Consider the following 12,151-nt stretch of genomic DNA (forward strand, 5'->3'; position numbering starts at 1 on the left):
GCGCCGTCCCAGGACCGTGCGGTACCGTCACCCGCGTGACCGACACGACGGTGAGCACCGACGGCTCCCACGGGAGCCCTGACGACCTCGACATCGCGGAGACCACAGCCGGCCTGCGCACCTTGTCCACCCGGGCCTTCGGCTCGCTGCTGGTCGTCCTCGGCGGGGTCGGGTTCGGCGGCTCGTTGTGGCTGGCGATCGAGAAGATCCTCAAGCTGCAGGACCCGGACCGGGTCACGTCGTGCAGCATCAACGTGTTCCTCGACTGCGGCGTCGCGATGGGCTCGTGGCAGGGAGCGGTCCTGGGCTTCCCCAACCCGTTCATCGGGGTGGCCGCCTTCCCCGTGGTGATCACCACCGGCGTCGTGCTGCTCGTCGGCGCGCGCCTGCCGCGCTGGTACATGCTGAGCCTCCTGGCCGGCACGGTGCTGGGCCAGGTGCTGATCTTCTTCCTGATGTGGACCAGCTTCTACGTGCTCGTCGCGCTGTGCCCCGCCTGCATGGTCGTGTGGACCATCATGTGGCCGCTGCTGTGGGTGCAGGTCGTGCGTGCCGTCCAGACGGGTCATCTCCCGGCCAGCGAGGGTCTGCGGCGCGCCGTCGTGGGCAACCGTTGGGTCATCCTCGCCATCGGCTACGTCGTGGCCGTCGCCTGGCTGCTCCTCAGCGTCGGACCGGCACTCGTCGCCTCGTTCTGAGCCGCGGAAATCCGGCCGGTCGCCCGGTGACCGGCCGGTAGACTCGCCGGCGTGAGCACGCCAGAGACCGAGACGCAGCACCGCCCCTCCGAGCCCGCCCACCGGTACACCCCCGCCCTCGCGCAGGAGATCGAGGAGCGCTGGCAGGACCGCTGGGACGAGCGCGGCACGTTCTACGCCGCGAACCCCGCGGGCGGACTCACGGGCGGCGACGGCGAGCACGCGGGGGACGGCAAGCCGTTCTTCATCATGGACATGTTCCCGTACCCCTCGGGTGCCGGCCTGCACGTGGGGCACCCGCTCGGCTTCATCGCCACCGACGTGGTGGGGCGGTTCCGCATGATGTGCGGCGACAACGTCCTGCACGCCATGGGCTTCGACGCGTTCGGCCTGCCCGCCGAGCAGTACGCCGTCCAGACGGGCGAGCACCCCCGCGGCGTCACCGAGCGCAACATGACGGTCTACAAGCGCCAGCTGCGGCGCATGGGGCTGGCCCACGACCCGCGGCGCACCTTCGCCACCATCGACTCCGACTACGTGCGCTGGACGCAGTGGATCTTCCTGGAGATCTTCGACTCCTGGTACGACGCCGACGCCGAGCCGGCCGGGGAGCCGGCCGGCGGCAGCCCGACGACCCGGCGCGGCAGGGCACGGCGCATCGGTGAGCTGCGCGACGAGCTGGCCGCCGGTGTGCGCCAGGTGCCCGGTCCCTGGGGCGAGAAGCACGGCGGCGACAACACCGACGGCGCGGTCTGGGCCGCGCTGAGCGAGGGCGAGCGGCGCGACGTGCTGGACTCCCAGCGCCTGGCCTACGTCGACTCCTCGCCGGTCAACTGGGCCCCCGGCCTGGGCACCGTGCTGGCCAACGAGGAGGTCACCTCCGACGGCCGCTCCGAGCGTGGCAACATGCCGGTCTTCACCAAGAACCTGCGCCAGTGGAAGATGCGCATCACCGCCTACGCCGACCGTCTGACGGACGACCTGGACCTCATCGACTGGCCGGACAAGGTCAAGGCGATGCAGCGCAACTGGATCGGTCGTTCCACCGGCGCCACCGTGCGCTTCCACGTGGTCGGCTCCGGCGACGCCGCGGTCGACCCCGCGGGCGCCGGCGGAGAGATCGAGGTCTTCACCACGCGTCCCGACACGCTGTTCGGCGCGACGTTCATGGTGGTCTCCCCGGAGCACCCCCTGCTGGACGAGGTGCCGGCCTCGTGGCCCGACGGGACCCGCGACGCGTGGACTGGCGGGCACGCCACCCCGGTCGACGCCGTCGCCGCCTACCGCCAGGAGGCCGCGGCCAAGACCGCGGTGGAGCGGCAGGCCGACGCCGGGAAGAAGACCGGTGTGTTCACGGGTCACCTGGCGGTCAACCCTGTCAACGGCGCCACGGTGCCGGTGTTCACCGCGGACTACGTCCTGATGGGCTACGGCACCGGGGCGATCATGGCCGTGCCGGGCGGGGACGAGCGCGACTTCGCGTTCGCCGAGGCCTTCGAGCTGCCCGTCGTGCACACCGTCGAGCCCGCCGACGGGCTGCCGGAGGGCCACGTGGGCGCGTGGACCGGCGACGGCGTCACCGTGAACTCGTCCAACGACGAGGTCTCGCTGGACGGGCTCGGCGTCGCGGACGCCAAGGCGAAGATCATCGGCTGGCTCCAGGAGAAGGGTGCCGGCGAGGGCACCACCACCTACCGGCTCAACGACTGGCTGTTCAGCCGCCAGCGCTACTGGGGCGAGCCGTTCCCCATCCTGTGGGACGCCGACGGACGCCCCGTCGCCGTCCCGGGCGACCAGCTGCCGGTCGACCTGCCCGAGGTGCCCGACTACTCCCCGCGCACGTTCGACCCGGACGACGCCGACTCCGAGCCGGAGGCGCCCCTGGGCCGTAACGAGGACTGGGTCGACGTCACCCTGGACCTGGGCGACGGTCCCCAGAGGTACCGCCGCGACACCAACACGATGCCCAACTGGGCCGGGTCTTGCTGGTACTACCTGCGCTACCTCGACCCCACCTGGGGCTCGGACGGCGCCGGTGACGCGTCCGGCACCCTCCCCGTGGTCGACCCGGAGCTGGAGCGGTACTGGATGGGCCCGCACCACAACGACACCTCCGGCCCGGCCGGCGGCGTCGACCTCTACGTCGGGGGCGTCGAGCACGCCGTGCTGCACCTGCTGTACGCCCGGTTCTGGCACAAGGTGCTCTACGACCTGGGCCACGTCAGCTCCCGCGAGCCCTTCGGCAAGCTGTTCAACCAGGGGTACATCCAGGCGTACGCCTTCACCGACGAGCGGGGCACCTACGTGCCCGCGGCCGAGGTCGCCGGCGACGAGCAGACGGGCTGGACGTACGACGGCGCACCCGTCGAGCGCGAGTACGGCAAGATGGGCAAGTCGCTGAAGAACGTCGTCACGCCGGACGACATGTACGCCGAGTACGGCGCGGACACGTTCCGCGTCTACGAGATGGCGATGGGCCCGCTGGACCTCTCGCGCCCGTGGAACACCCGTGACGTGGTCGGTTCGCAGCGGTTCCTGCAGCGGCTGTGGCGCAACGTGGTCGACGAGGACACGGGACGCCCGGTGGTGACCGACGCCGAGCCGGACGCCGCGACCCTGCGCGCCCTGCACCGCACCATCGCCGACGTCCGCGTCGAGATGGAGCAGATGCGACCCAACACGGCGATCGCCAAGCTCATCACCTACAACAACCACCTCACGGGCCTCGAGTCGGTCCCGCGCAGCGCCGTCGAGCCGCTCGTGCAGATGGTGGCGCCGATCGCGCCGCACATCGCCGAGGAGCTGTGGGAGCGGCTCGGCCACGACGAGTCCCTGGCCCGCGAGCCGTTCCCCGTCGCGGACGAGCAGTACCTGGTGGCGGAGACCGTGACCTGTGTCGTGCAGGTCAAGGGCAAGGTGCGGGGCCGCCTCGAGGTGGCACCGGACATCTCCGAGGCGGACCTGCAGGCTGCCGCGCTGGACGAGCCCAACGTGCAGCGCGCGATCGACGGCGCCGAGATCCGCAAGGTGATCGTGCGGGCGCCGAAGCTCGTGAACATTGTCGTCTGAGCCGGAGGCGCAGCGGAGGGTGAGGGCCGAGCGCAGCGAGGCACTCGGCCGTCGCGGAGCCGCAGGCTCGGACGACCGTGGTGCTGCTGACGCACCGGGTCGTCGTGGCGCGACGAGCGCACGGCTGGCGACGGCGCTCGCCGGGGTCGAGCGCGCCTTCGCCGCGCCGACGCTCGGCCTGCTGCACAAGGCGGAGGCGCCGTTGGTGGTGGCGGTCCTGCGGTGCGTGTTCACCCCGGACCGTCCCACGGTCGCCACCGAGCAGCTCCACGTGGAGCTCGACGACCTGCTCGGCGAGCTCCGGACGGCCGTGCCCGCGGGCGACGCGTCCGCAGGGCGCGTGCCGGGCGTGCCCGACGAGCCCGCCCGCGTGCTGTGCACGCGCTGGGTGCGTGAACGCTGGCTGGTGCGATCGCTCGACGACGCCGGTGCCGAGCGGTACCGGCTGTCCAGCTACGCGGCCGAGGCGCTCGACGTCGTCTCCCGGACCCAGGGCACCCGAGGCCTGGTGAGCGAGTCCCGGATCCGTACCCTCCTCGTGACGGTCGAGGACCTGGCGCGGGACGCCCACCCGGACCGGGAGTCGCGGATGCAGGAGCTGCGCTCGCGCATCGACGAGGCGCAGGCCGAGCTCGGGCGGCTCGAGGCCGGGGGGGAGGTGGAGTCGGTCGAGCCCGCGCGGCTCACCGAGCAGTACGACCACGTGCTGTCCCTGGTGCGCGAGCTGCCGACCGACTTCGCCCGCGTCGCCGAGTCGATCTCGGCCCTGCAGCGGGACATGGTGACCCGGCTGCGCCAGGACGAGCGCACCACCGGCGTGGTGGTCGCCGACTACCTGGACGCCTCGGAGAACCTCCTGGAGCGGACGCCGGAGGGCCGGGCCTTCGCCGGGGCGATGGAGCTCCTCGGCGACCCGGACCTGCTCGACGGTCTCGAGCAGCGGGTCCGCTCGATCCTCGAGCACCCGTTCGCCGCGGAGCTGCCGGCGGACCACCGTGCGGTGCTGCAGACCCTGCGGGCCCAGCTCGTCGGGGCGATCGAGGTGGTCCTCGCCGCGCAGGCACGCGCCTCGCGCACGGTCACCGCGCAGATCCGCCACCACAACCCGTTGCGCGACCGCGAGCTCGACGACGCGCTGCGCGAGGCGACCGCCGCCATGGCCGAGTGGTTCCCCGCCTCCGGCCGCGCGGCGCGCGTGGAACCGTTGCGGTGGTTCGAGCGCGCCCGGCCCGGACGCCTGCGCACCGCGCTGCACGACCTGCGTCCGGAGACGCCGCCGGACGACCTGGAGGAGTGGACCGACGACCACTCCCCGGGCGACGAGATCGCGGACCTGCGCGCGATGGGCGGCCCGCAGCACGCCGAGATCCTGGCCCACCTGGGCACGCTGGCCGGACCGACGAGCATCGGTCGCGCGTTCGCAGCCGGGCCCGCGTTCCTGCGCCGCCCGGTCGAGCTGCTCGGCTACCTCGACGTGGCCGTCAGCGATGCCGACGGCGGCACGTCCGGCGACGTCCCCGCGACAGGCCTGGAGCGGGTCACCGCGACGCGCGCCGACGGGACGGTCCGCGACTTCGTGCTGCCCCGCACCCCGATCAGGAGGACGGATGACTGAGCTGGACACGGTCGAGGACCGGACGACGGCAGCCCCGGCCGGGCCGGGCGAGGCCGGCGAACCTGCCGGTCCCGCCGGCACCTTCGTGGAGGCTCCGGCGCTGGAGGACGACGAGCCGGGGCTGTTCCCCGGCGACACCGGCGTGCTGCCCTTCGAGGCGCGCCGCGTGCTGGCGCTGCTCCTGCAGCGCCGCTACCTCGCCGCGGCCGACCACCCCGCCGAGTGGACGTCGTTGCTGACCCACCAGCAGGTGATCTCCTCGCGGCTGCACGACCTGTTCGTCGAGCTGATCGTGGACCGCGACTACGAGATCGCCTTCAAGCGGCAGGTCCGTCCTGACGGGCTGTCCGTGCCGGTGCTGCTGAAGGACGAGCCGTACAAGCGCGTCGAGACGCTGCTCATGCTGTTCGTGCGCAACCGGTTCCGTCAGGAGCAGGGCGCCGGTCAGGCCGCCGCCTACGTCGACACCGAGGAGATGGCCGACTACGCGCTCGGCTTCCTGGCGCACGACGAGACCAACCTGGCCGCCCGCCGTCGGGAGATCGACAACGCGGTCGCGGCCCTGGCACGCGAACGCGTGCTGGACGAGGTCGCCACCGGCCGGTACCGGATCCTGCCCGTCGTGGAGATCCTCCTGCCGGTGGACCGGCTGCGCGAGCTGACCCGCTGGCTGCGGGGGGCCTCCGCCGCACCTGCCGAGCATCCCGCGCCGCCCGCGCTGCCGGACGACGACACCGCCGCGAGCCCCGAGGAGACGGACGCATGAGCGTGACCACACCGGCCGCGACCAGGATGAACGACTCGCTGTTCGGGCTGATCCCTGCCGCGTCCGACGGGCGGCAGTGGACGGCCCGCTCGATGCAGCTGGTGAACTGGGGCGGCTACCACGGTCATCACGAGGTGCGCTTCTCGGCGGCGGCCACCCTGCTGTCGGGAGCGTCAGGGTCCGGCAAGTCGACCTTGCTGGACGCGTACATCGCGTTGATGATGAGCCACACCACACCGTTCAACGGGGCGTCGAACGGTGCCGCGGCGGGCCGGGCACGCGGTCGCGAGCAGCGCAACGTGCTGTCGTACGCGCGCGGCAAGCTCGACGAGTCCCGCGCGGACGGCACCACCAGTCGCGAGCAGGTGCTGCGCGGCGACGGCGCGGACACGTGGACGGCGATCGCGATGTCGTGGTCCGACCAGTCCGGCGGCGTCCTGACGGCGCTGCGTGCCTGGTACGTGCCGCGCGGCGCGACGCGCAACGAGGAGTGCGTCGTCGTGCGCGCCACGGCCGACGGCGACTTCGACCTGCGTGACCTGGAACCGCTGGCGGCGGGACGGTTCGCCCGCCCGGGGCTGACCGAGGCGGGGCTCGCGCTGTACGACACGGACGTCGCGTTCGCCACGCGCCTGCACGCGGCGCTCGGCATCGGTGCCGCGGGCGACGGGCACAAGGCGATGCAGCTGCTGGGCCGCATCCAGGCGGGCCAGGCGATCACCACCGTGGACGCGCTGTACAAGGCGATGGTGCTCACCGAGCCCGAGACGCTGGAGGTCGCCGACCGCGCCGTCGAGCACTTCGACGAGCTCAGCGCCGTGCGCACCGAGATGCTGACCGCGACCCGGCAGGTCGAGGTGCTGCGCCCGATGCGGACCCTGCGCGAGCAGGTCGAGGCGGCCCGGCGCTCGGTCGCGCTGCTGGACACCCTCGGGGTGCCCGACGGCGGCGGACGGGGCGAGACCGCCGGTCCCACGGCGTTCGGTGCGTGGCGTGACGGCCGTCGGCTGGCGCTGGTCCGGGCGGAGGAGGAGGCGAACCGGGTGGCGCACCGCGCCGCGGAGGAGCGTCGCGCCGCCGCCGCCGGGCGGATCGCGTCGGCCGAGGCCGACCTCGAGGAGGTGCGCGCGTCCCTGCGCAGCCAGGGCGGCGACGCGATCGAGTCCACGGAACGGGAGATCCGCCGTCGGACGGAGGCCCTGGAGGACACCCGCACGGCGCGCGCGGGCCTCGAGACGCACCTCGCGGTCCTGCAGGAGCAGGTCGCGTCGCGGCGGGACTTCGACCGGGTGCTGCGGCGCGCTCGCGACCTGGTCGAAGAGCGCACGCGCCGCGCCGGCGAGCACGAGGAGGAGGTCTTCGCCGCGCGGCAGGCGGTCGCCGACGCCGAGAAGCGGCTCGCACGGCTCGAGCAGGAGCGGGCGTCGCTGTCCGGACGGCGCGGCAACGTCCCGGCGGAGGAGCACGCGGCGCGGCTGGCGCTGGCCGAGGCGGCGGGGCTCGACGCGGACGAGCTGCCCTTCGTCGGCGAGCTGCTCGAGGTGCGCGGCGAGTACGAGCCGTGGCGCGACGCCGTCTCGGTCGCGCTCGGCGGGTTCGCCACCACCCTGCTCGTCGACGCCGAGCGGCTGGCGGACTTCCGGGCCGCGATCGACGGGGTGTCGCTGCGCCGGCGCGTCCGCTTCGAGGGGGTGCCGACCGGCCTGCCGCTCGACGACGACGCCGACCCCTCGACGCTGCCGGGCCGGCTCGAGGTCAAGGCCGGCCCGTTCGGCGGCTGGCTCGCCCGGCGCCTGGCCGAGCAGTTCGCCTACGTCTGCGTGGACGACCCCACCGAGCTGCGTGCCCACCGGCGCGCCCTCACGCGCACCGGACAGATGTCCGACGGGTCCCGCGGCGCGCACGGCGGCGCGGGGCGAGCCTCGGTGCTCGGCTTCTCGAACACCCGTCGGCGCACCCGCATCGAGGCCGACGTCGAGGAAGCCCGGGCGACGCTGCGCGACGCCGGTGCGGCCCTGGAGGGGGCCCGGTTGCGGCAGGCGGCGCACACCGACGAGTTCGTGGCAGCCAGCCAGGTCCTGCGGCTCTCCTGGGAGGACGTCGACGTCGCCGCCGCCGAGCAGGCCGTGGCCGACCGGACGGAGCGGCTCGAGGCGTTGCGGGACGGGTCCGACGCGGTCCGCGGGCTCGCCGAGGACGAGCAGCGCCTGCGTTCGCGCCTCACCGAGCTCTACCGCGAGCGCGCCGACGCCGAGAACCGCGTGCGCGAGCTCGGCGAGCACTGGGCGACGATCACCGACCTCGTGGACCGGGTGACCGACGCCGTCGAGCGGGCCGAGCGGGCCGAGGTGGCGCCGTCGGCCGCACAGCGCGAACGCCTGGACGCCGCGCTGGCCGCCGTGGCGCCGTCGGACCCGGAGTCGTTGTCGCTGGCCGCGCTCGAGCAGGCGACCACCGCCGTGGTGCGCGAGCTCGTGCGCGACCGCGAGGAGGCGCTGGAGGCGGGCCGCACCGCGCGGGCCGCGCTGCGCAGCGTGTTCGAGCGCTTCTGCGACGCGTGGCCCAACCCCAACCTGGGCACGGACCCCGAGGAGTCCTACGACGACTTCGCGCGGATCCTCGACGAGATCGAGGACCAGCGCCTCTACCAGCTCACCGAGCGCTGGTCACGGACCCTGGGCCGGCTGAGCGGCCACGACCTGACGCTGCTCGGCAACGTCATGAACCGGTCGGTCGCGGAGATCCGCGAGCGCATGGAACCGGTCAACGCGATCCTGGCCACGCTCCCGTTCCGCGACGACGCCCACCGGTTGCGCATCACCGCCCAGGTGACCGAGGCGCGCGACGTGGCCTCGTTCCGCCGCCAGCTGCGCGACCTCGCCGCCGACCCGGGGGAGCAGACGGCCGCGGAGCGCCAGCGGCGGTACGAGCGCATGGCGCGGCTCGTCGACCGGATCCGCCCGGACTCCCCGGAGCGGCGCCGGCTGGTGGACGTGCGCGAGCACGTGCGCATCAGCGCCGAGTGCGTCGACCTCGACGGCCACCACGTGAGCGTGTACGACCACATCGCGGGCAAGTCCGGCGGCGAGTCGCAGGAGCTCGTGGCGTTCATCGTCGGGGCGGCGCTGCGCTACCAGCTCGGTGACGCCGGGGCGGAGCGCCCGCGGTACGCGCCGGTGTTCCTCGACGAGGCGTTCATCAAGGCCGACGCCCGGTTCGCCGGGCGAGCCGTGGGTGCGTGGCGCGGGCTGGGCTTCCAGCTCGTCATCGGCGCTCCGCTGGACAAGGTCAGTGCGCTCGAACCGCACGTCGACGTGGTGCTGCAGGCGGTCAAGGACGCCGCGGGGCGGTCGCGGCTGGTGACGCTCGTCGGGGTCTGAGCCGCCGGCCGGCGGGGCGGCCGTGTGACGGTCGGGATACGGGCGGGTGTCGGTCCGGAGTCGGCCGGGGGTCGTGCGACGACACGGACCCCGCCCGTGGGTAGTGTCGAGCACGTGACCGAATCGACCCCCCTGATCGCCACGCCGGAGCACACCGTCGAGGGCTTCGTCCGCGAGTACCTGCGCGAGCTGAACTTCGCCCAGGGCACCATCCTGGAACGCGCGAGCGTCAACGACCAGTACCTCGCCCTGGCGCGCACCGTGCGCCACTACCTCATGGCCCGGTGGATCACCACGACGACCGAGCACTACCGCCGCCAGCCCAAGGCGGTGGCCTACCTGTCCGCCGAGTTCCTGCTCGGCCGACAGCTCGACAACGCGCTCGTCGCCGCGGACCTCGAGGAGATCGCCGCGGAGGCCCTCGCCTCGCTGGGCATCGACCTCGCCGAGCTGCGCGAGGCCGAGGTCGAGCCTGGCCTCGGCAACGGCGGCCTCGGCCGGCTGGCGGCCTGCTTCGTCGACTCCCTGGCGACGATGTCCGTCCCGGCGATCGGTTACGGCATCCGCTACGAGTACGGGATCTTCCGCCAGACGTTCGTCGACGGCCGGCAGGTCGAGGAGCCGGACGACTGGTTGTCGGGCGGGTCGCCGTGGGAGTTCGCGCACCCGGAGCACGAGGTGACGGTCAGCTTCGGTGGCCACACCGAGACGTACACCGAGGGCGAGGGCGACGACGCGCGCGAGCGCACGCGCTGGGTGCCCGGCTGGCAGGTGCTCGGCGTCCCGTACAACTACATGGTCCCCGGGTACCGCAACGGGCAGGTCAACACCCTGCGGCTGTGGAGCTCGCGCGCCACCCACGCGTTCGACCTGAAGATCTTCAACCACGGCGACTACGCCGAGGCGGTGCGGTCGCGGACGTTCGCGGAGAACATCTCCAAGGTGCTGTACCCGGAGGACTCCACGCCGCAGGGCAAGGAGCTGCGGCTGCAGCAGCAGTACTTCTTCGTCGCCTGCTCGCTGCGGGACTTCATCGACCAGCTGCTCCCGGAGGGCTTCGACCTGCACCGGCTGCCGGAGCGCATCTGCTTCCAGCTCAACGACACCCACCCGGTCATCGCGGTGCCCGAGCTGATGCGCATCCTCGTCGACGAGAACGGGTTCGACTGGGACGAGGCCTGGGAGGTCACCCGGGGCTGCTTCGCCTACACGTGCCACACCCTGCTCCCCGAGGCGCTGGAGGTCTGGCCCGTCGACCTGCTCGGACGTCTCCTGCCGCGCCACCTGGAGATCATCTACCGGATCAACGACGAGTTCCTGGCGGGGGTCCGGGAGCAGTCGGGCGACGACGAGCTGCTGGTGCGGCGGATGTCGATCATCGGCGAGCAGCCCTCCCGGAACGTGCGCATGGCCCACCTGGCCACGGTCGCCGCCGTCAAGGTCAACGGCGTCGCCGAGCTGCACTCCCAGCTGCTGCGGGACAAGGTCCTGGCCGACTTCGCCCACCTGTGGCCCGAGAAGTTCACCAACGTCACGAACGGCGTCACCCCGCGCCGGTTCGTCCGGCTCGCCAACCCGGGGCTGTCCGGGCTGATCACCGAAGCCATCGGGGACGGCTGGGTGACCGACCTCGACCGGCTGCGTGATCTGGAGCCGCTGGCCGACGACGCCGAGTTCCGCCGGCGCTTCCGGGAGGTCAAGGCGGCCGGCAAGGACCGGCTCGTGGACCTCCTGGCACGTCGGGACGGGATCGAGATCGACCCGTCGACGATGCTCGACGTGATGGTCAAGCGCCTGCACGAGTACAAGCGACAGACGCTCAAGATCCTGCACGTGATCAACGTGTACGACCGCATCGTCTCGGGCGAGGTCGACCCGGACGACCTGGTGCCGCGCACCGTCGTCTTCGGTGCGAAGGCGGCGCCCGGCTACGCCATGGCCAAGGAGATCATCGCGCTGATCAACCACGTCGGCGCCGTGGTGGGGGCTCACCCCGAGGTCTCGAAGGTGCTGCGGGTCGCGTTCCCGGCCAACTACAACGTCACGGTCGCCGAGACGCTCATCCCGGCCGCCGACCTGTCCGAGCAGATCTCGCTGGCGGGCAAGGAGGCGTCCGGCACGGGGAACATGAAGTTCGCCCTCAACGGTGCGCTGACCGTGGGGACGGACGACGGCGCCAACGTCGAGATCCGCCAGCTCGTGGGCGACGACCACTTCTTCCTGTTCGGGCTGACCGAGCCCGAGGCCGCCGCGATGCAGGAGGCGGGCTACCGGCCGTCGTCGTACTACGAGTCCAACCCGGCGCTGCGCCGGGCGCTCGACCTCGTGGCGCACGGGGAGTTCTCCGGGGGAGACCGGTCGACCTTCGAACCGGTGGTGTCCAACCTCCTGGGAGAGGACCGCTTCATGGTCCTGGCCGACTTCCAGTCGTACCTGGACGTCCAGGAACGGGTCGAGGCGGCCTACCGCGACCCGGACGCGTGGAGCCGCTCCGCGGTGCTCAACGTGGCGCGGTCGGGTTTCTTCTCCTCGGATCGCTCGATGCGGGACTACATGGAACGCGTCTGGCACGCCGACGTGCTGCCCACGTCGTAGGACGCCGTCGTCGGGTGCCGGTGGCTCC

6 protein-coding genes are annotated in these 12,151 nt (G+C 72.8%); all 6 read left to right on the forward strand.

Features of this window, described 5'->3' with window-relative positions:
- The first annotated feature begins 35 nt into the window (after window positions 1-35).
- The 6 genes from MWU57_RS11905 (at window position 36) to MWU57_RS11930 (ending at window position 12,123) form a co-directional block, all read left to right on the forward strand.
- A complete protein-coding gene (locus MWU57_RS11905; protein ID WP_106268451.1) occupies window positions 36-698 on the forward strand; it encodes a vitamin K epoxide reductase family protein in 663 nt (220 codons plus the stop codon).
- 51 nt (window positions 699-749) lie between these two features.
- Window positions 750-3,767 (forward strand): leucine--tRNA ligase, encoded by a 3,018-nt coding sequence (leuS, locus tag MWU57_RS11910; RefSeq protein ID WP_246909398.1) that lies wholly within the window; start codon window positions 750-752, stop codon window positions 3,765-3,767.
- A 19-nt stretch (window positions 3,768-3,786) separates the two neighbouring features.
- Window positions 3,787-5,382 carry a DUF3375 domain-containing protein gene (locus MWU57_RS11915; protein ID WP_246909399.1) on the forward strand — a complete coding sequence of 532 codons (1,596 nt, stop codon included), beginning with the start codon at window positions 3,787-3,789 and terminating at the stop codon, window positions 5,380-5,382.
- Window positions 5,375-6,148, forward strand: coding sequence for a DUF4194 domain-containing protein (locus MWU57_RS11920; RefSeq protein ID WP_246909400.1), 774 nt, complete (start codon window positions 5,375-5,377; stop codon window positions 6,146-6,148). The genes MWU57_RS11915 and MWU57_RS11920 overlap by 8 nt, the downstream gene beginning before the upstream one ends.
- Complete coding sequence (locus MWU57_RS11925; RefSeq protein ID WP_246909402.1) at window positions 6,145-9,528, forward strand: ATP-binding protein; 3,384 nt, start codon at window positions 6,145-6,147, stop codon at window positions 9,526-9,528. The genes MWU57_RS11920 and MWU57_RS11925 overlap by 4 nt, the downstream gene beginning before the upstream one ends.
- A 114-nt stretch (window positions 9,529-9,642) precedes the next feature.
- The gene (locus tag MWU57_RS11930) at window positions 9,643-12,123 is read left to right on the forward strand and encodes a glycogen/starch/alpha-glucan phosphorylase (RefSeq protein ID WP_246909404.1); all 2,481 of its coding nucleotides are present in this window, start codon (window positions 9,643-9,645) and stop codon (window positions 12,121-12,123) included.
- Window positions 12,124-12,151: the final 28 nt, after the last annotated feature.

The organism is Isoptericola sp. S6320L (assembly GCF_023015685.1).
Classification (GTDB): domain Bacteria; phylum Actinomycetota; class Actinomycetes; order Actinomycetales; family Cellulomonadaceae; genus Isoptericola; species Isoptericola halotolerans_A.

Coding starts and splice junctions, on each gene's coding strand:
- MWU57_RS11925 (WP_246909402.1), top strand. CDS start 6,145: ATGAGCGTGACCACACCGGCCGCGACCAGGATGAACGACTCGCTGTTC.
- MWU57_RS11920 (WP_246909400.1), top strand. CDS start 5,375: ATGACTGAGCTGGACACGGTCGAGGACCGGACGACGGCAGCCCCGGCC.